The sequence below is a fragment of the Streptomyces sp. NPDC002476 genome (assembly GCF_042889785.1).
GTDB lineage: Bacteria > Actinomycetota > Actinomycetes > Streptomycetales > Streptomycetaceae > Streptomyces.
In genome coordinates this window covers 293,303-311,684 of sequence record NZ_JBIARH010000001.1, presented here as the reverse complement: position 1 = coordinate 311,684, position 18,382 = coordinate 293,303, and the positions used below count along the sequence as shown (strand labels likewise).

Annotated in this window: 19 protein-coding genes; 9 read left to right on the top strand and 10 right to left on the bottom strand. The window is 70.4% G+C overall.

All coding sequences use genetic code 11. The features are described 5' to 3' along the window. Positions 1 to 163: 163 nt before the first annotated feature. The 5 genes from ACFYXM_RS01375 to ACFYXM_RS01355 are packed head-to-tail and all read right to left on the bottom strand — an operon-like array spanning position 164 to position 3,738. Positions 164 to 793 (bottom strand): HAD family hydrolase, encoded by a 630-nt coding sequence (locus tag ACFYXM_RS01375; protein WP_389285732.1) that lies wholly within the window; start codon positions 791 to 793, stop codon positions 164 to 166. 8 nt (positions 794 to 801) lie between these two features. Further along, entirely contained in the window at positions 802 to 1,347 is a 546-nt protein-coding gene (locus tag ACFYXM_RS01370) for an orotate phosphoribosyltransferase (RefSeq protein ID WP_389285730.1), read from the bottom strand. After that, entirely contained in the window at positions 1,344 to 1,958 is a 615-nt protein-coding gene (locus ACFYXM_RS01365) for an LOG family protein (protein WP_389285729.1), read from the bottom strand. The genes ACFYXM_RS01370 and ACFYXM_RS01365 overlap by 4 nt, the downstream gene beginning before the upstream one ends. Next, a complete protein-coding gene (locus ACFYXM_RS01360; protein WP_389285727.1) occupies positions 1,955 to 2,851 on the bottom strand; it encodes a hypothetical protein in 897 nt (298 codons plus the stop codon). The genes ACFYXM_RS01365 and ACFYXM_RS01360 overlap by 4 nt, the downstream gene beginning before the upstream one ends. A 50-nt stretch (positions 2,852 to 2,901) precedes the next feature. Further along, the gene (locus ACFYXM_RS01355) at positions 2,902 to 3,738 is read right to left on the bottom strand and encodes an aspartyl/asparaginyl beta-hydroxylase domain-containing protein (protein ID WP_389285725.1); all 837 of its coding nucleotides are present in this window, start codon (positions 3,736 to 3,738) and stop codon (positions 2,902 to 2,904) included. Positions 3,739 to 4,078: 340 nt separating this feature from the next. On the opposite strand from ACFYXM_RS01355, the gene ACFYXM_RS01350 reads away from it, so the two are divergent. After that, on the top strand, positions 4,079 to 5,659 hold the full coding sequence (locus tag ACFYXM_RS01350; protein ID WP_389285723.1) for a tetratricopeptide repeat protein: 1,581 nt from the start codon (positions 4,079 to 4,081) through the stop codon (positions 5,657 to 5,659). 11 nt (positions 5,660 to 5,670) lie between these two features. After that, positions 5,671 to 6,021: an ASCH domain-containing protein gene (locus ACFYXM_RS01345; protein ID WP_389285721.1), complete on the top strand. Its 351-nt coding sequence runs from the start codon at positions 5,671 to 5,673 to the stop codon at positions 6,019 to 6,021. A gap of 480 nt (positions 6,022 to 6,501) precedes the next feature. On the opposite strand, the gene nadA is transcribed toward ACFYXM_RS01345, so the two are convergent. Next, positions 6,502 to 7,710, bottom strand: a complete 1,209-nt coding sequence (gene nadA / locus ACFYXM_RS01340) for a quinolinate synthase NadA (protein WP_389285719.1) — start codon at positions 7,708 to 7,710, stop codon at positions 6,502 to 6,504. Positions 7,711 to 7,934: 224 nt separating this feature from the next. On the opposite strand from nadA, the gene erpA reads away from it, so the two are divergent. Next, positions 7,935 to 8,291: an iron-sulfur cluster insertion protein ErpA gene (erpA, locus tag ACFYXM_RS01335; protein WP_362629994.1), complete on the top strand. Its 357-nt coding sequence runs from the start codon at positions 7,935 to 7,937 to the stop codon at positions 8,289 to 8,291. Positions 8,292 to 8,478: 187 nt separating this feature from the next. On the opposite strand, the gene ACFYXM_RS01330 is transcribed toward erpA, so the two are convergent. Continuing rightward, the gene (locus ACFYXM_RS01330; RefSeq protein ID WP_389285717.1) at positions 8,479 to 10,059 is read right to left on the bottom strand and encodes a hypothetical protein; all 1,581 of its coding nucleotides are present in this window, start codon (positions 10,057 to 10,059) and stop codon (positions 8,479 to 8,481) included. A 114-nt stretch (positions 10,060 to 10,173) separates the two neighbouring features. Between ACFYXM_RS01330 and ACFYXM_RS01325 the strand changes: the two genes are divergently transcribed. Further along, on the top strand, positions 10,174 to 10,407 hold the full coding sequence (locus ACFYXM_RS01325) for a hypothetical protein (protein ID WP_389285715.1): 234 nt from the start codon (positions 10,174 to 10,176) through the stop codon (positions 10,405 to 10,407). 25 nt (positions 10,408 to 10,432) lie between these two features. On the opposite strand, the gene ACFYXM_RS01320 is transcribed toward ACFYXM_RS01325, so the two are convergent. Next, positions 10,433 to 10,915, bottom strand: a complete 483-nt coding sequence (locus tag ACFYXM_RS01320; RefSeq protein WP_389285713.1) for a DUF4188 domain-containing protein — start codon at positions 10,913 to 10,915, stop codon at positions 10,433 to 10,435. Between the two features lie 81 nt (positions 10,916 to 10,996). Between ACFYXM_RS01320 and ACFYXM_RS01315 the strand changes: the two genes are divergently transcribed. Beyond that, a complete protein-coding gene (locus ACFYXM_RS01315; RefSeq protein ID WP_389285711.1) occupies positions 10,997 to 11,656 on the top strand; it encodes a MerR family transcriptional regulator in 660 nt (219 codons plus the stop codon). 282 nt (positions 11,657 to 11,938) lie between these two features. Here ACFYXM_RS01315 and ACFYXM_RS01310 read toward each other — a convergent pair whose 3' ends face one another. Beyond that, positions 11,939 to 12,136 carry a hypothetical protein gene (locus ACFYXM_RS01310; RefSeq protein ID WP_389285709.1) on the bottom strand — a complete coding sequence of 66 codons (198 nt, stop codon included), beginning with the start codon at positions 12,134 to 12,136 and terminating at the stop codon, positions 11,939 to 11,941. A 161-nt stretch (positions 12,137 to 12,297) separates the two neighbouring features. Between ACFYXM_RS01310 and ACFYXM_RS01305 the strand changes: the two genes are divergently transcribed. Beyond that, positions 12,298 to 13,272, top strand: a complete 975-nt coding sequence (locus ACFYXM_RS01305; protein WP_389285707.1) for a carbohydrate kinase family protein — start codon at positions 12,298 to 12,300, stop codon at positions 13,270 to 13,272. 241 nt (positions 13,273 to 13,513) lie between these two features. Here the strand turns inward: ACFYXM_RS01305 and ACFYXM_RS01300 are convergent, their stop codons facing one another. Beyond that, entirely contained in the window at positions 13,514 to 14,896 is a 1,383-nt protein-coding gene (locus tag ACFYXM_RS01300; RefSeq protein ID WP_389285705.1) for a cysteine desulfurase/sulfurtransferase TusA family protein, read from the bottom strand. Positions 14,897 to 15,277: 381 nt separating this feature from the next. Here ACFYXM_RS01300 and coxB point away from each other — a divergent pair, with 381 nt between their 5' ends. Genes coxB through ACFYXM_RS01285 form a run of 3 tightly spaced genes read left to right on the top strand, consistent with a single transcriptional unit; the run spans position 15,278 to position 18,365 of the window. Next, positions 15,278 to 16,237, top strand: a complete 960-nt coding sequence (gene coxB / locus ACFYXM_RS01295) for a cytochrome c oxidase subunit II (protein WP_389285703.1) — start codon at positions 15,278 to 15,280, stop codon at positions 16,235 to 16,237. Further along, positions 16,234 to 17,970, top strand: a complete 1,737-nt coding sequence (gene ctaD / locus ACFYXM_RS01290) for a cytochrome c oxidase subunit I (protein ID WP_389285701.1) — start codon at positions 16,234 to 16,236, stop codon at positions 17,968 to 17,970. The genes coxB and ctaD overlap by 4 nt, the downstream gene beginning before the upstream one ends. Beyond that, complete coding sequence (locus ACFYXM_RS01285) at positions 17,967 to 18,365, top strand: cytochrome c oxidase subunit 4 (protein ID WP_389285699.1); 399 nt, start codon at positions 17,967 to 17,969, stop codon at positions 18,363 to 18,365. Before ctaD ends, ACFYXM_RS01285 begins: the two co-directional genes overlap by 4 nt. Positions 18,366 to 18,382: the final 17 nt, after the last annotated feature.

The following is an 18,382-nucleotide window of genomic DNA, read 5'->3' as shown; positions in this document are numbered from 1 at the left end:
CTCGCGCCCCCATGGGCCGCACCTTGACTCCAGATCCGTTGATCACATCGGTGGTGCAGCAGACCACCAGAGCTGCTGTCCTGGTCTGCTGCACCACCGACTGTAGCGGGACCGGCGCCAAGATCGCTTAGCGTGTGCGTGACGTCGCCGTGAGCCCGGCCGTCTAGCAGGACGTGAAGTCCAGCAGGCCGGGCCCGATCAGGGCCGGATCGTCCAGGACCGTGGCGGCCCCTGCGGCCTTGAGTGCTGCGGGTCCGGCGTAGCCCCATGCGGCCCCGAGCGGGGTGATGTCGGCCGCGCGGGCGGCGGTGATGTCCCCGCTTGTGTCGCCGAGGAACACCGTCTCGAACGGGGCGGCGCCGAGCTTGGCGAGGGCGAGCAGGAGTCCGTCCGGGGCGGGTTTGGGTTCGGCGTCCTCTTGGCAGACGGTGACGTCCAGCAGCGCGAGGACGGCCGGCGGCAGCAGCCAGGGCAGCCGGGTGCGGGTCTGCAGGGTGACCAGGCCCGTCGCGATCCCGGCGTCCTTGATCGCCATCAGCCCTTCCAGCACTCCTGGGAACAGGGCGGTGCCGGCGGCGGTGGCCAGGGCCGGACCCCACCAGAGCGCGCAGAGCTCGTCCGGGTCGGTGACCCCGAGTCCGGTCAGGACCTCCACCCGCGGGGTCGTGAGCGCGTCCGGCGGCAGGTCCGCCGCGGTGATGCGGCGTCCGAGGGCGGCGGTCGCGACCCCGGCGAGGGTGGCCAGCATCGCGTGGCGGCTGTCCAGCAGGACCCCGTCCATGTCAAACAGCACCGCCCCTGTCACGACGCCGCCCTCTTGGCGGTGGGCAGGTCGGCCTCGGTCAGCAGTGGGTGGAGGGCGACGCCGTGCTCGTGAAGCAGCAGCCGTCCGCCGAGCGTGCGTTCCAGCACGCACAGCGCGTGGGTGACCGGGGCTCCGGCGACCCGCAGTATCCGGGTCATGGCCAGCAGCTGCCCGCCGGAGCGGACCACGTCGTCGACCAGGACGACCCGACGCCCGGTGACGTCGGCGCCCTCGATCTGCCGCTTGGAACCGTAGCGCTTGGGCAGCCGCCTGAGGAACGCGGCTGGCAGTCCGGTCGCGGCCGACAGGGCGATGACCAGCGGGACCCCGCCGAGCTCGATCCCGGCCAGCACCTCGGCGTCCTCGGGGACGAGGGCGGCCATCGCGTCGGCGACGTCGTGCAGCAGCTGCGGGTAGGCGGCCAGGCGGTACTCGTCGAAGTACGCGTCCAGTACCTGTCCGTCGGCCAGGGTGAACGCGTCGCTGACGCAGGCCGCCTCGGCGACGCGGGCCGCCAGGGTGGCGGCGGTGGTGACGGTCATGCTTCGGCCTCCTTCTTGGCGCTCAGGTCGTGGAGCTGGGTGGCGAACGTTGCCGCTGACGCGATCGGGCTGATGAAGCCCAGCTGCCGGGTGGGCGTCTCGAACAACCACTTCTTCCGCCGCAGGAAGGCCAGCAGCCCGAGTGCGGTGGGGCCGGTGATCCAGACGGGGACGGGGCGGATGTTGCCTGCGTAGTAGAGGGCGGCGGTCAGCTCGTGCAGGGTGCCGACGCCGCCGCCCATCGCGACCACCACGTCTGCGGAGTCGAGGTAGTGGTTGAGGCGGGCGCCGACGTCGGGCAGGTGGACCGAGTCGGTGACGTACGGGTTGAAGTCGCCCCACTCGGCGTGCTTGTCGGCGAGGGTGACGGCGATGACTGTGCCGCCCTTGGCCGTAGCCCCGCGGGCGGCGGCTTCCATCAGCCCGTTGTAGCCGCCGTGCAGCAGAACAAATCCGGCCCCGGCCAGGGCCATGCCGACCTCTTCGGCGAGGCGTTCCTCGTCCGGGGAGGCGGGGACCACGCCGCCGAAGAACACCGCCGTCATCTGCTGGCCCTGGGCCCCGTCCCCGCTGACGGCCGGGATGGGGAGGCGGCGGCCCTGGGGCTTCACGCCAGCTCCAGGTAGGTGCGGTAGGCGATCAGGGCGTCCGCGAGGCCGTCCAGGGCATTCGGGCAGGCCCTCTTCGTCAGTGCGATCACCCGGTCCAGGTCGGCGTTGACGTCGGCGGCGTCCGGGATGGCCGGTGAGGTGATCGCGGCGTCCAGGTCGGCCAAGCAGGCCCGGCCGATCGGGGTGAGCGCGAGTTCCTCCCGCAGCTGGTACCAGCCCCAGAACCGCGAGGTCGGCGCGAGCGCGGTCTTGATCAGGTCCTTCGTCGCGGTGTGCAGCAGGTGCCACTCGGCGTAAGCGACGAACCGCTGACCGCGCTGGATGCGCTTGTGCAGCAGCACCGCCAGCACCAGGTGCTCGATCAGCAGCTCGGTGCACGAGCGCGGCCCGGCCGTCAGCTCGGCCACGTGAGTCTTGGCCTGCTCGATCTGGGAGGTGGTGATCTGGGCCGGCGGGCGTTCCAACAGCATCTTGCCGCCGACCTTCCGCCTCAGGGCGGTGATCTGGGAGGCGGGTGCGATGTAGAGGTCGACCTGCTGGAGTTTGCCCTCGTGCTGGACGAGGAAGACGAACCCGATGCCGCCGAGGTCCGCGACGATGGTGTCGCGCCAGCCGGGCAACAGGGCCCCGGCCGCGACCGTCATCAGGTCGTTCAGGGCCGCGGTGAAGGCGGGCAGGTCGCGGTCGTGGACGCCGACGACGAAGTCGACGTCCGAGAGGCGGTCGGCGGTGCCGGAGGCGAGCGAGCCGCGTACCAGCAGGTGGGTGACGGCCGGGGAGGCGGACAGCAGTCCGGCGATGCGGGTCAGCAGCGGCAGCTGGGTGGGCCGGTTGACCTCGGTGAGTTCGGCCATGTGGAGTTCGGCCGGGGCCAGGGACAGTGCGGTGGGCATGAGCAGGAGTCCTTCCGGGCTGGGGGTGGCGCGGACAGGCGCGGGCGGCTTCACGAGACGAGGGCGAGGAGCTTGGACTTCGCGGCCGTCCAGCGCTGGTTCGCCTCGATGTCGCCGAGCGCGGTGTGCAGGGTCGCGATCAGGTCGTAGGCGGTGCCCTCGGGCAGGGCGAAGGAGTAGAACAGCCGCAGCAGCAGCTGTTCGGCGGCGTCCACGTATCCGAGGTCGGCCAGGCACCGGGCGGCGGCGAGCCGCTCGGCCAGATCTGCCTCCGACGCAGCCGGCAGTCGCTCGGCGGCCGACGGCTCCTTCGTTCGCCCAGCCAACTGCTGGTAGGCGTCGTCGCCGTAGACGTCCGCGATCAGGTGGATCCGGTCCGGGCCGAGCAGGTTGCAGACCCCGTGCGCGTAGGTCGGGGTCAGCCGCCAGATCCGCCCGCCGGCCATGTGGACCTTGGTGCCGCCGGTGACCAGGAACGCAGAGGATTTGGTGTGCAGGGGGATGTGCAGCCGGTGGCGTTCGACCTGGTCGAGCTCGTCGTAGTCGCGGTGTTCCCAGAGGAACGCGTTCGCCTCCAGCCGGGCAAGCCGAACCCACATATAGTTCAGGCCCAGTTCGTCCAACAGGCCGGCGGTGGCGGGCATGTGCCTCAGCAGGGCGGTGGGGCGGGCGGTGCCATCGGTGATCCTGACGTCGGCGGCGTCGCCGGAGGCGTTCATCAGCGAGGTCGTCCACCAACCACCGGACTGGAACTCGCCGTACTCGGCCTTCCAGGGAGCCGGAGCGGTCAGAGCCTCGTGCCGCATCCGCTCGATCAACTGCCCGTCCAGACCGTCCAGCTGGACGATCTGCCCGGACAGGGCGGCGGTCTGTTGTGCGTCTCCCATCGGGTCCCTCTCGATCTCTTCAGCCCCGGGGTCGGGCCCGGAGCGTGTGGATGGGGGTGGAAGGCGCGACGTCCGGCCGGATGCCCTGAATCACCAAGGGGGAGCCGTGGATGCCGGGGTCAGTCGGCCGGACGCGGCGCCGGGATCCAGAGTGATCCGCTCGCGTTGTCGCAGGTAGTGAGAGGTGCCCGCCCCTCGGGGGCGGTGCGGCCGCCCCCGGCGGGCGGTGCGGCCGCCCCCCGCTCAGGGGTTTGATCGCGTGCCGGTTCAGGCAGGCAATCGTTGGCCGTCACAGGCGGCGCAACCCGGTGCCGCCGTGTGTTCGTGGGGGAGGCAACCGGTGAGATCCCAGCCGAAACAGCAGGACAGAGAGGTCCATGACGTTTCCTGCGGCAGAGCCCTGCGTGAGAGGGCCCTGGGCTGGGCCGGCTCACCCGACCCCGTGCCGCAGGGCCTGGTCGCGGTCATCGCCGCCGAGATCGAGTCCCACTGCGGCCACCGTCGGCTCAAGTGCCGCCGCCTGGCGATGGGATGGACCGTCGCGCAGGCTGTCGCCGCCGCCCATCAGCTCGTCGAGGACGAGAACCTGGCCAAGGTGGGTCTGTCCGAGCGGTCCTGGAAGGACTGGGAGGCCGGCGGCCTGCCCAGTCCCGACTACCAGGACCTGCTGTGCCGCCTGTTCGCCACCAACCCCGTCGAGCTGGGCCTCGCCCGCGACTACTCACCCGCCCCCGCAGCGGGCGGGACCAGTCCGCTTTGGAGCGGGGACGGCTCCGATGGAACACTTTCCGAAGGGGAAGCGGCCCGAGTGGGTGCGGGCTCACGGACCTGCACGGAGGTGGAGGCAACGAAGCGTCGCGACGCGGTGAAGCTCGCCGGACTGGTCGTGGCAGCCCCGGCTGCCGCAGCACAGATCCTTCAGCAGGCCGCCGCCGAGGCCAGGGAGTTCACCCGGCAGGCTGAGGCGACCTCGCTCGGCTCGGGAACCCTGGACCATCTCGACCTCGCGGTCACCGAGTTCAACCGCGCGTACTCGCTCAAGCCTCCGAAGGCCGTCTTCGACGCGGTGATGGACTACCGACGCAAGGTCGACGCCCTCCTGAAGGGCCGACACACCCACCGGCAGGAACGGGAACTGCTGGCGTTCGCCGGCTGGTTGTCCGAACTCTTGGCGTGGCTCGCCCACGACCTCGGGGACGCCCGCACCGGGCTGGCGTTCGCCACCGACGCGTTCGTCCACGGACAACAGGCCGGGCACGGCCAGCTGTGCGGGTGGGCGATGGACGCCTCCGCCTCCATCAACCTGTATGAGCAACGGCCCGGCAAGGCCCGCGACGCGGCCCTCCAGGGCCTCATCGAGGCCCCGGAGGGCCATCCGCTGACCGTGCGGCTGCATGCCCAGGCAGCCCGGGCTGCCGCCGCCGACGGCGACGCGGACGGCTTCACCACCGCCTTCCAGGCGGCCGAGGAGGCCCATCGGCTCCTGCCGCCCCGCTCGCCCCGCCGCTTCGGCCTGGACGTGCTGCCCCTGGCCGACTACGCGCTCACCTCGTATCCAGCGACCTCGTTCATCTGGCTCGGCCAGGCCGAGCAGGCCCGGCAGCGCGCTGAACAGGCTCTGGCAACCTATGAGGCGGCCCCCGCGGCATCACGGTCCCCGAGCAGGGAGGCCATCGCCCGCATCGACCTGGCCCTCGCTCATGCCCTCCTCGGTGACCCCGACGACGCCGTTGCGCTGGGCCACCAGGCCCTCGACTCCGCCCGCGTCGTCGATTCCGTCCGCCACCGGGCTGGCGACCTCACCTCGTTCCTGAACCGCCGCTACCCCCGCCAGGCGGCCGTCGAGGGCCTGCGCGAACGGCTGGCCGCCGCCGACGCTTCCGCCCGACCGGCCCTGCCCCCCACCTCGACCAGAGCGTGAAGGACACCGCGATGACCATCAAGCCGCCTGCCGAGCACGCGCTCAACATCCGTAAGCCCTACTTCAACCTGATCGCCACCGGCGCCAAGACCATCGAAGTCCGCGTCGGCTATGGCAAGATCCGCAAGATGGCCGCCGGGGACACCCTGCGGTTCAACTCCGGCGACGACACTCTGACCACCCGCATCACCGCCCTGAACGAGTACAACTCCTTCGAGGAGATGCTCGACGCCGAGGACAACACCGTCATCGGAGAACCGGGCACGACCCGCGATGAGCTGTTGGCTGCCTGCCGCGGCATTTACCCGCCCGAGAAAGAAGCCCTCGGCGTCTTCGCCATCCACCTCAACCGCCGGGTATGACCTCCCCCTCCTCCTTGAGAAGGGAGGACCCGTGGCGGGCAGCCACTGGGGACTGCCCGCCGCGTACCACTGAATGTCCCCCAGTCGCGTACGACGTCGTCGTGCACCATCGTGTACAGATCTACGTGCCCACTGCCGATGCCGTCGCTTCAGGCTCGTCCCTGGGGTGCCCGCGGCCGCGGTTGGGTGGGCAGCGAGCGGACTTTGGGGTCTGGAGCCGCGAGCCGCTGACGCAGTTGCCGGTTCTCCATCTGCGCCTGGTGAGGGCGCCGACCAGGGATTCGAGGTCCGACCGTACTACCGCGAGTTCTTTGGCGTCCGCAGCCCGCAGTCCCTTGAGTTTGGTCACTTCGCGGCGCAGTCGCTTTGCCCGCCGGGCGCCGGGCAGGCCGCGGACCAAGCCGCGGCGCCCGCAGCCGCCGACCGGACAGGCCGGGGGCTACGGGCGCCGATGGGCCGGGGCAGGGGCCCGACGCGCGGCTACGGCAGAGCCAGCATCCGCTCCAGGGCGAGCTTCGCGTACTTCTCCGTCTCCGGGTCGACCTGGATCCGGTTGACCGGCTTGCCGTCGGCCAGCGACTCCAGGGCCCACACCAGGTGGGGCAGGTCGATGCGGTTCATCGTCGAGCAGAAGCAGACCGTCTTGTCGAGGAAGACGATCTCCTTGCCCTCGGGGGCGAACCGGTTCGCCAGGCGGCGCACCAGGTTCAGCTCCGTGCCGATCGCCCACTTCGAACCGGCCGGAGCCGCCTCCAGGGCCTTGATGATGTACTCCGTGGAGCCGACATAGTCCGCCGCCGCCACGACCTCGTGCCTGCACTCCGGGTGGACCAGCACGTTGACGCCGGGTATCCGTGCGCGCACGTCGTCGACGGAGTCGAGCGAGAAGCGGCCGTGCACCGAGCAGTGCCCGCGCCACAGGATCATCTTCGCGTTCCGCAGCTCCTCGGCGGTCAGGCCGCCGTTCGGCTTGTGCGGGTTGTAGACGACGCAGTCGTCGAGGGACATCCCCATGTCCCGGACCGCGGTGTTCCGGCCCAGGTGCTGGTCGGGCAGGAAGAGCACCTTGGCGGCCCCGGGCTCCCGCTGTTCGAAGGCCCACTCCAGGGCCCGCTCGGCGTTGGACGAGGTGCAGATCGTGCCGCCGTGCCGCCCGGTGAACGCCTTGATGTCGGCGGAGGAGTTCATGTACGAGACCGGTACGACCTGGTCCGCGATCCCGGCCTCGGTCAGCACGTCCCAGCACTCGGCGACCTGCTCGGCGGTGGCCATGTCGGCCATGGAGCAGCCCGCGGCCAGGTCCGGCAGCACGACCTGCTGGTCGTCCGTGGTCAGGATGTCCGCGGACTCGGCCATGAAGTGCACACCGCAGAAGACGATGTACTCCGCCTCCGGGCGCGCCGCGGCGTCCCGGGCGAGCTTGAACGAGTCGCCGGTGACGTCGGCGAACTGGATGACCTCGTCGCGCTGGTAGTGGTGGCCGAGGACGAACACCTTGTCCCCGAGCTTCTCCTTGGCGGCGCGGGCACGCTCCACGAGGTCCGGGTCGGACGGGGCGGGCAGGTCGCCGGGACACTCGACACCGCGCTCGCTCCTCGGGTCGGCCTCGCGGCCGAGGAGGAGCAGTGCGAGGGGCGTCGGCTGGACGTCGAGATCCTGGACGGGGTGGGCCGTGGTCACGTCACGCACCCTTTCTTCTCTGCGGAGGAGCCTTTTCGTCGAAATGACGTTATCTATCATAGCCGGTTTATGTCACTTTGACGATGGCCATAGCGTCGATGTGACGCATCCCTTGAAGGGGCCTGTGTGCGAGCATGAAGGGAACAGGCAAGCGCTCGGCCCGGAATGAATCCGCGGTCCCGACGGTTGCAACGTCGGCAAGCAGTCTCCGTACAACCCCGGGAGAGAAGCAGATGTCCGTATCGGACGAGACCACCACCGTGAGCGACGGCATCCTCCTGTCCGACGCCGCCGCCGCGAAGGTCAAGAGCCTGCTGGAGCAGGAAGGCCGCGACGACCTGGCGCTGCGCGTCGCCGTCCAGCCCGGCGGTTGCTCGGGCCTGCGCTACCAGCTCTTCTTCGACGAGCGCTCGCTCGACGGCGACGTCGTGAAGGAGTTCGACGGCGTCAAGGTCGTCACCGACCGGATGAGCGCTCCGTACCTGGGCGGCGCCTCCATCGACTTCGTCGACACCATCGAGAAGCAGGGCTTCACGATCGACAACCCGAACGCCACGGGCTCCTGCGCCTGCGGCGACTCCTTCAGCTGAGCCCCGAGGCACCTGACCCCGAAGGCGGTCGAGCCCCGAAGGCGCCGATTGCTTGAGGCGGGGGCGGAGAAACCATACGAAGGCGGCGGCCCCGAAATTCGGAGCCGCCGCCTTCGCCGTGCGTACAAGCCATTGGTACGAGCCGTGCATACGAGCCGCCGTGTGCACGACCGTGTGTACGGGGTTGTCAGGCGTGCGGTACGCGGGCGCCCGAGGCCGCGTCGACCACCGCCCGGTCACCGAGCGGTGCGTCCAGCGTCACCGTCCGGGTCAGCTCCTCGGCCGTCATCACGCAGACCTTCTTCCCCTCCTGCTTCGACTCCGTCACCGTCACCCGCACCGTCTTCCCGTCCTCGGCCGCGCTCGCCGCGTACGTACTGCACACCCCGCCCCAGAACGTCACCGACAGGTTCCGGCCGTCGGCGCTGTACGACTGGATCTGCCGCGAGCTCTCGGGCGTGCCGCCCGTCTCGCCCGGCGGCGTCGCCGGGGCGTCCTTCGCCTTCGCCAGATACGCGGGGTCCACGGCGACCCGCGCCAGCGTCGTGCCCGCGTCGCCCTCGGCGGACCGTACCGAGAAGAGCCAGGACGGCACGAGGGCCGGCTCGCCCGCCACGTGCCGCATCGACAGGCCGAACACCGCCTTGTCGATCGTGACCGTCGTCGTCGGCGGCTCCGCCCCGGTCCGCGTCCCGCAACGGACCCCCGGCGATTTCAGGTCACCCTCCAGCGGTACGGGTTCGGCGCACCCTCCGACCCCGGAGCCTTGGCCCGTCCGTGACGAGGAGCCGTTCAGCTGCTTCAGCGCCTCGCCCGCGCTGATCACCGGATAGCTGTCGCCCTTCTCCAGACCCTTCAGGTGTCCGCTGCCGCCGACCACGTCACCGTCCGGGCCCACCTGGACGCCGGTCGACCAGCCGTACGTGGGCAGCCCGTCCACCACCGGATCGGCGTTCACCACCCGTGCGGAGCCCATCACCTGGCGGGAGTCGAGGGCGGCGTCGTCCAGCCCCGCCGCCCTCAGGACCGGTGTCGCGGCGGCCCTGGCGGCGCTCTCGCTCACCGGGGAGCCGCTGTCGCCCGGAGCCGTCCTCCCGCTCGAACAGACCGACGCGCCCCGGCGGCAGTCGTCCGTTCCCCCGGAGCCGTACCGGGCGAAGGTCCAGGTGCCCGGGGCCTGCCTGTCCACCCTGAGGAGCGGTCCGGAGCCGTCCTTGTCCGAGCCCACCGTCCAGGACGTGCCCTCCGCCCGCGGCGTGCCCGCCAGGCCCAGCGACTTCGCCAGCCGGGTCACCTCCGCCGCCGTGACCGTGCCCACCGCGCGGCGCACCTCGGCCCGACCCGGCCCCTGGGGCAGCGTCCCGGACACGCGGTAGACCACCTTGCCGCCGTGCGGATCGGGCTCACCGATCGCGATGCCCTGCGGGGGTCCGTCCGGCGCCGCCGGCGGAACGTCCGCACGCTCGTCCAGGGCCGGCGGGGGAGGGGCGGAGCCGCCACCGTCGGCCGCCGCACCGCCGCCGCTCCCGCCGTCGCCGTTCGCGGCGGTCGCCGCCCAGTACGCGCCACCGCCCCCGGCCAGCAGGACCGCCGCCACCGAGGCCACGAGCACGGAGCGCTTCGGGAGCCGTGGCCGGGCGGACGCCGCCGCGTCCGGAACGCTCCCCGGCGCCCCGTCCGGAGCATCCTCGCGCGGTGCACCTCGCCGGGCGCCGGTCACCTCGTCCGGGGGGCCGGTCACGTCGTTGTCGGGTCGCTCGGTGCTCAACCGGATCCGCTCCTTCGCCTGCGCTGCCGTCGTACAGGCCGTCGACCGGCCTGCCGTCCGTCCCTGGGTCGGGACGACAATGGGACGGGGCACAGGGCCGGACGGTTCCGCCTGGTGGGCGACGACCACCACGACCACGTGGCGTCCGTGCCGCACGCCGTCGACCACCCGGACCGGGGGGCCGCCCTCACCCTGGCGCAGGCCCTGGCTGGTGCCGCTCCCGGCAACGTTTGCCCCGTCGCGACGTCGGGCACGCACTCTCGCTGCACCAGCCGAAAGCCCAAGTACGTCCAGTACAAGGACTTCCGGCCGGCACACCGAGAGCACGCACCCCACGCCGCTCCTTGACGGGCAAACGTTGCCTGCCGCGGCACTAGCCCGCGAGCCGCTCCGCGGCCCGCTCACCCCGCCGCCCGACCGGCTCGACCCCATGGGCTTCGCCGAGCCCAGTCGGTGGCATGGCGTGGTAGATCGCCTCGTACGAGCCCGCCGGCACGATGTACGTCTCGTGCCAGATGCCGACACTCCCCGCGGCGCTCCGCGCACGGCGGTTGAACGCCGCCCAGGCGGGGCGGTGCTGTCGTTCCGGGGCCGAGGCGTAGGCGAGCAGCTTCTCGCGCGACTCCCAGTACTGGACGAGCGTGTGGGTGCGCAGCCCGGCCGTGTAGCCCCGGTATCCCAGCAGCCCGCTGCCCTCCTCGCGCGCAAGCTCGTTGAGCATGCGTGGCATGGCCGTGAAGGCGGGCAGCCAGTGGCGCACCGACCGCCACCGGTTGATCCGCATGCCGATGAGGAAGACGACCACGTCCCCCTTGGCCGCCGTCGTGACTCGCCCCGCTATCGGTGCCGTACCCATGCCGCGCTCCCCACTCTCTTGTTGGATAGTGCCACTATCCATGCTTGGATAGTGACAGTATCCGAAGGGGGGTGCAAGTTGATGAGACTGGCCGAGCTGAGTGAGCGCAGCGGGGTGTCCGCCTCGACGATCAAGTACTACCTGCGGGAAGGGCTGCTCCAGCCCGGCCACCGGGTCACCGCCACCCAGGCCGCGTACGGCGAGGAGCACCTGCGCCGGCTGCGTCTGGTGCGGGCGCTGATCCAGATCGGCAAGGTGCCGGTGGCCGTCGCGCGGGAGGTGGTCGCCGCAGCGGAGGACTCGTCGCTGGATCACCACATGCGGCTCGGCGCGGCCGCCCGGGCGCTGCCGCATGGCCCGGGGCCCGCCGAGGACGACGAGGCGACCGGGATCGCGCGCCGCTCGGTGGAGGCGTTGCTGGAGCAGTTGGACTGGCGCTGCATGCATGACGACGCCTCCCCCGCCCTCGGCACGCTCGTCGCCTCTGTCGCCGCGCTCGTCCGCCTCGGTTACCCCTGCGACACCGCGCACCTGTTGTCGTACGGCCGCATCGCCGCCGAGCTCGCCGTCGCCGACCTGGACGCGGTGGAGGAACAGCCCACGGCGGCCGGGCAGATCGAGGCGGCCGTCGCGCTGACCGTGCTGTACGAACCGGTGCTGCTCAGCCTGCGCAGACTGGCGCACGTCCAGGAATCGGCCCGTCGGTTCGGGGTCGCCACTGACTTCGGCTCGTCAGGGTGAACCTTCACGAAGTCCGTGACGCACCGGTCAGTCCAAGAAGGCGGCGCGGGCGGCGGCGGCACGAGTGCTGCTCGACGCATACCCGCAGGTCGGTGCAGCGGCGGGCATGGGGCGGGAAGCAGCACCCGCTACCCTGCCGGCCGCGTCGCCGCTGCCGTACGCGCAGCCGGGAAACCGGCACCGGGACGCCGTGAGTGACCCGGCGGCCACGTTCGAGCTCGGCCATCGCGCGGACGGGCTCCCCGCCCATGCCTCCTGGGTCCACGGCGCGGACCCCGACATTCAGTCGCCGTACTCGGACATGCCGTCGACCAGCCGGGCGGACACCGCCGGTACGGTCACGCCGTGGATCCGCTCCGGGGCCACCCGGTCGGGGGCGGGCTTCGCGCGGGCCACCCAGTGCGGCGCCATTCGCGCGCAGTCACCGCGCAGCTCGGACAGGCTGATCTCGGACTCGTGCGTGGCGATGTGATTCGACATGAGGGCACCGTAGGCATCGCCCGTACGGAGAAGAAAGCCCTACTATCGGGTAGTTTTCCCCCCTTCAGGGCGCGCACCGGGAACGGTAGCGTGAACTGTCACGCCGCCCCCGGGAACACTTCCATCCCGTTCCCCCCGATCTCCGCAGGAGCACTTTTCCCGTGCGCATCGCAGTCACCGGCTCCATCGCCACCGACCACCTCATGACGTTCCCCGGCCGATTCGCGGACCAGCTGGTCGCGGACCAGCTGCACACGGTCTCCCTCTCTTTCCTGGTCGACAACCTCGACGTGCGCCGGGGCGGTGTCGCCGCCAACATCTGCTTCGGCATGGGTCTGCTCGGCACGAACCCGATCCTGGTCGGTGCCGCCGGGGCCGACTTCGACGACTACCGCGCCTGGCTCGACCGCCACGGCGTCGACACCGGCTCGGTCCGGATCTCCGAGGTCCTGCACACCGCCCGGTTCGTCTGCACGACGGACGAGGACCACAACCAGATCGGCTCCTTCTACACGGGTGCCATGAGCGAGGCCCGGCTCATCGAGCTGAAGTCCGTCGCCGACCGGGTCGGCGGCCTCGATCTCGTCTCGATCGGCGCCGACGACCCCGAGGGCATGCTCCGCCACACCGAGGAGTGCCGCTCCCGGGGCATCCCGTTCGCCGCCGACTTCTCGCAGCAGATCGCCCGGATGGACGGCGAGGAGATCCGTATCCTCCTCGACGGCGCCACGTACCTCTTCTCCAATGAGTACGAGAAGGGCCTCATCGAGACCAAGACCGGCTGGAGCGACGAGGAGATCCTCTCCCGGGTCGGCCACCGGGTCACCACCCTCGGCGCCCGCGGCGTCCGCATCGAGCGCGTCGGCCACGAGCCGATCGAGGTCGGCTGCCCGGAGGAGGAGAGCAAGGCCGACCCGACCGGTGTCGGCGACGCCTTCCGGGCCGGATTCCTCTCCGGCCTCGCCTGGGGCGTCGGTCTGGAGCGCGCCGCCCAGGTCGGCTGCATGCTCGCCACCCTGGTCATCGAGACCGTCGGCACCCAGGAGTACACCCTGCGCCGCGCCCACTTCATGGAGCGCTTCACCAAGGCGTACGGCGACGAGGCCGCCGCCGAGGTCCGCACGCACCTGGGCTGACAGCCTGTCGGGTGACCTTCGACCGGAAAGCGGACGCGGCATGGTGCGTGCGATTCCGAGGCGCCGGGATGCCCTTGGATGGGGTCTCCCCTGCTCCTTGAGAGCTTGGGGAAGGAGCTACTAGGGCATTTCGGTAACGCCGGAGGGGGTCCCCCGGCCCTTAAGGCCTTGGGGGAGTGCGTGCCAGGGCGTGGCCGCCCGGTCAGATGTCACCCGACAGGCTCTGACCCGGGCGGCGAAATCAGGTCAGCCGACGGACCGTATAGGCCGAGCCGCGGTCCGTCGGCTCCTCGCCCACGTACTCCTGCTCGCGCATCGCGCACCACGCCGGGATGTCCAGGCGTGCCGCCTCGTCGTCGGAGAGGACCGTCACCGTCCCGCCCCGCGGCACCTCCCCGATCACCTTCGCCAGCTCGATCACCGGCACCGGGCAGCGCTTTCCCCGGGCGTCCACCACCAGGGAGCCGCCCCCGGCCGCCTCCCCGGGATCCGGCACGGGCGCGCCCAGCCTCTCCCGCACCTCCGCGACCGTTCGCGGGAGCACGTCCAGGAAGCGGTCCACGTCCTCGTCCGTGGTGCCGCGCGGCAGCGACACCCGTACGTTCCCCTCCGACAGCACTCCCATCGCTTTCAGGACATGGCTCGGGGTCAGCGTGCTGCTGGTGCAGGACGAGCCGGAGGACACGGAGAACCCGGCCCGGTCCAGTTCGTGCAGCAGGGTCTCCCCGTCGACATAGAGACAGGAGAAGGTCACCAGATGCGGCAGCCGCCGCACCGGATCGCCGACCACCTCCACATCCGGCACCAGCTCCGGAACCCCGGCCCGGATCCGGTCCACCAGGACCCGCAGCCGTGCCGCCTCCGCCGCGGCCTCGGCCCGCACGGCCCGCAGCGATGCCGCCGCCGCCACCGCCGCCGGAAGGTTCTCGAACCCGGCCGACCGCCCCGACTCCCGTTCGTCGGACGGTCCCCGGACCGCGAACCGCGTCCCCTTGCGCACCGCCAGCAGCCCGACTCCCGAGGGCCCGCCCCACTTGTGCGCGGAGGCCGTCAGCAGCGACCAGCCCTCCGGCACCGGAGCCCAGCCCAGCGACTGCGCCGCGTCCACCAGCAGTGGCACCCCCGCGGCACGGCAGGCCTCCGCGACCCGGGCGACCGGCTGCTCGGTGCCGACCTCGTGATTGGCGGACTGCAGACAGGCCAGCGCGGTGTCCGTACGCAGCGCCCGCGCGAACTCCGGCGCACTCACCTCCCCCGACCGGTCCACCGCGACCTCGGTGACTTCCCCGCCCTCCGCCGTATGGGCGGACGCCGTATGAAGCACGGACGAGTGTTCGACCGCGGAGACGACCAGATGGCGACCGACACGCCGACGGCCCGCGAGGGCGCCGGAGATTCCGGAATGCACGGCCTGCGTCCCCGAAGGAGTGAAGGTCAGCTCGTCCGGACGGCAGCCGACGGCCTCGGCGGCGGCCTCCCGGGCCGCGTCCAGCAGCAGCCGGGCGCGCCGCCCCTCGCGGTAGAGCCGGGCCGGGTCGGCCCACCCCTCGTCCAGCGCGGCGAGCAGAGCCTGACGGGCGACGGGGTGCAGGGGAGCGGAGGAAGCGGCATCGAAGTAGGGCACACGGCCACGCTAGCCCGCCCCGCCCCGCCCCGCCCCGGCCCGCCCCGGCCCGCACTCGTGCCCAGGCTCTCCTCCGTGTCGCGCCCCCGGCTGCGCCCCCGCACCCCGGGGCGCGCCCCGCCCCGTCCGGGGGCCGATTCCCGCGCGGGCCGCCGGCCGCGGCACCAGGAAAAGGGGCGTCAGATAGCGGTCACGAGCCCGTATTCCACCCCTTCGGGGAGTCGGGCGGCGCGTTGGGCACCCTCCCCGCGCGACCCCAAATGGCGTCCAGTAGGGTTTGGTCCGCATAAACATCCAAACCCCTGCCCGCGTCAGGGCGGCGACCGACCAGAAGGACCGGCCGCGCCGACCGCGTGGGCGAGACTCTCGGGAAGGCGCTACGTGAGTCCCAACGGCTCCGACCGCTCGTCGCGGCGCCCGATGCGGCGGAAGCTGCCGCAGGTGCTGACTGCGGGCCTGATCCTGGCAACCGCCACCGGTTGCACATACAAGGACTTCCCCCGCCTCGGAATGCCCACGCCGGTCACGGAAGAAGCACCGCGGATCCTCTCCCTCTGGCAGGGCTCGTGGGCGGCAGCGCTCGCCACGGGTGTCCTCGTCTGGGGCCTGATCCTGTGGTGCATCTTCTTCCACCGGCGCAGCCGCACCAAGGTCGAGGTTCCTACGCAGACCAGGTACAACATGCCCATCGAGGCGTTGTACACCGTGGTCCCCCTCATCATCGTCTCGGTGTTCTTCTACTTCACCGCGCGCGATCAGACGAAGCTCCTCGAACTCAAGAACCCGACCCACACCATCAACGTGGTCGGTTACCAGTGGAGCTGGGGATTCAACTACATCGAGAACGTGGACGGCTCCACCGCCACGGGCAGCAAGATCCCCGCACAGCTCGACGCCATTCCGGACAGGTTCCAGAAGGACTTCCCCAAGGGTGCGGAGGGTGTCTACGACTACGGCATCCCGGGCACGCGGAACCCCCAGAACGGCAACCCGGGGCCGACCCTGTGGCTGCCGAAGGGTGAGCGCGTCCGCTTCGTCCTGACCTCGCGCGACGTCATCCACTCCTTCTGGGTGGTGCCGTTCCTCATGAAGCAGGACGTCATCCCGGGCCACACCAACGCCTTCGAGGTGACTCCCAACCAGGAGGGCACCTTCATGGGCAAGTGCGCCGAGCTCTGCGGCGCCGACCACTCCCGGATGCTCTTCAACGTCAAGGTCGTCTCCCCGGAGCGCTACCAGGCGCACCTCGAGGAACTGGCGAAGAAGGGCCAGACGGGCTACGTGCCGGCCGGCATCAAGCAGACTGACCCGGCCAGGAATGCGGAGACGAACAAACTGTGAGCATCCTCAACGAACCTCAGGGTGCCGCGGCAGCAGACGACTCGTACGAGGACGAGCTGCCGGTCCGGCGCAAGCAGCCGGGAAACATCGCTGTCAAGTGGCTGACCTCCACTGACCACAAGACGATCGGCACGCTCTACCTGGTCACGTCGTTCGCGTTCTTCTGCATCGGCGGCCTGATGGCGCTCTTCATGCGCGCCGAGCTGGCCCGTCCCGGCACGCAGATCATGTCGAACGAGCAGTTCAACCAGGCGTTCACGATGCACGGCACGGTCATGCTGCTGATGTTCGCGACGCCTCTGTTCGCCGGTTTCGCGAACTGGATCATGCCGCTGCAGATCGGCGCGCCCGACGTGGCGTTCCCGCGGCTGAACATGTTCGCCTACTGGCTCTACCTCTTCGGCTCGCTGATCGCGGTGGGCGGCTTCCTCACCCCGCAGGGTGCGGCGGACTTCGGCTGGTTCGCCTACTCCCCGCTGTCGGACGCGGTCCGTTCGCCGGGCATCGGCGCCGACATGTGGATCATGGGTCTGATCCTCTCCGGGTTCGGTACGATCCTCGGTTCGGTCAACTTCATCACCACGATCGTCTGCATGCGTGCACCCGGCATGACGATGTTCCGCATGCCGATCTTCACCTGGAACGTCCTGCTGACCGGTGTCCTGGTCCTGCTGGCCTTCCCGGTTCTCGCCGCCGCGCTCTTCGCGCTGGAGGTCGACCGTAAATTCGGTGCGCACATCTTCGACGCGGCCAATGGCGGGGCATTGCTCTGGCAGCACCTCTTCTGGTTCTTCGGCCATCCAGAGGTGTACATCATCGCCCTGCCATTCTTCGGAATCATTTCCGAGATCATTCCGGTGTTCAGCCGGAAGCCGATGTTCGGTTACATCGGTCTGATCAGTGCCACGATCGCCATCGCGGGTCTTTCCGTGACGGTGTGGGCGCACCACATGTACGCCACCGGCGGTGTGCTGCTGCCGTTCTTCTCCTTCATGACGTTCCTCATCGCGGTACCCACCGGGGTGAAGTTCTTCAACTGGATCGGCACGATGTGGAAGGGGTCATTGTCCTTCGAGACCCCGATGCTCTGGTCCATCGGCTTCCTGATCACCTTCACCTTCGGTGGTCTGACCGGTGTGATCCTGGCGTCGCCCCCGCTGGACTTCCACGTCACGGACTCGTACTTCGTCGTCGCGCACTTCCACTACGTCATCTTCGGCACCGTGGTCTTCGCGATGTTCGCCGGATTCCACTTCTGGTGGCCGAAGTTCACCGGCAAGATGCTGGACGAGCGGCTCGGCAAGATCACGTTCTGGACGCTGTTCGTGGGCTTCCACGGCACGTTCCTGGTGCAGCACTGGCTCGGTGCCGAGGGCATGCCGCGTCGCTACGCGGACTACCTCGCCGCCGACGGCTTCACCGCGCTGAACACGGTCTCGACGATCGCCTCGTTCCTGCTCGGTCTGTCGATGCTGCCGTTCTTCTACAACGTGTGGAAGACCGCCAAGTACGGCAAGAAGATCGAGGTCGACGACCCGTGGGGTTACGGCCGTTCCCTGGAGTGGGCGACCTCCTGCCCGCCGCCGCGGCACAACTTCCTCGCGCTGCCGCGGATCCGTTCCGAATCCCCGGCGTTCGACCTGCACCACCCGGAGATCGCGGCCCTGGAGCAGCTGGAGTTCGCCTCAGAGGGTGAGAAGGCCCTCGCCGGCGGCAAGGAGGCAGGCAAGTGAAGATCCAGGGCAAGATGTTCCTCTGGCTGAGCGTCTTCATCCTCGCCGTCGCCGTCACCTACGGCGTGTGGGCGAAGGAGCCGGTCGGCACCACCACGCTCCTCCTGGCCTTCGGTCTGGCCGTCATGATCGGCTTCTACCTGGCCTTCACGGCCAAGCGGGTCGACGCCATGGCGCAGGACAACAAGGAGGCGGACATCGCCGACGAGGCCGGCGAGCTGGGATTCTTCTCCCCGCACAGCTGGCAGCCGCTCTCCCTGGCCGTGGGTGGCTCCCTCGCCTTCATGGGCGTCATCTTCGGCTGGTGGCTGATGTACTTCTCGGCCCCGATGATCCTCATCGGCCTGCTCGGCTGGGTCTTCGAGTACTACCACGGCGAGAACCGCACCCAGTGACCTGAGGTCACCGATCC

Excerpts from the sequence above, each read along its gene's own strand:
- ACFYXM_RS01360 (WP_389285727.1), bottom strand. The coding sequence starts at position 2,851 with ATGCCCACCGCACTGTCCCTGGCCCCGGCCGAACTCCACATGGCCGAA.
- ACFYXM_RS01370 (WP_389285730.1), bottom strand. The coding sequence starts at position 1,347 with ATGACCGTCACCACCGCCGCCACCCTGGCGGCCCGCGTCGCCGAGGCG.
- ACFYXM_RS01315 (WP_389285711.1), top strand. The coding sequence starts at position 10,997 with ATGAGACTGGCCGAGCTGAGTGAGCGCAGCGGGGTGTCCGCCTCGACG.
- ACFYXM_RS01310 (WP_389285709.1), bottom strand. The coding sequence starts at position 12,136 with ATGTCGAATCACATCGCCACGCACGAGTCCGAGATCAGCCTGTCCGAG.
- ACFYXM_RS01320 (WP_389285713.1), bottom strand. The coding sequence starts at position 10,915 with ATGGGTACGGCACCGATAGCGGGGCGAGTCACGACGGCGGCCAAGGGG.
- ACFYXM_RS01355 (WP_389285725.1), bottom strand. The coding sequence starts at position 3,738 with ATGGGAGACGCACAACAGACCGCCGCCCTGTCCGGGCAGATCGTCCAG.
- ACFYXM_RS01345 (WP_389285721.1), top strand. The coding sequence starts at position 5,671 with ATGACCATCAAGCCGCCTGCCGAGCACGCGCTCAACATCCGTAAGCCC.
- erpA (WP_362629994.1), top strand. The coding sequence starts at position 7,935 with ATGTCCGTATCGGACGAGACCACCACCGTGAGCGACGGCATCCTCCTG.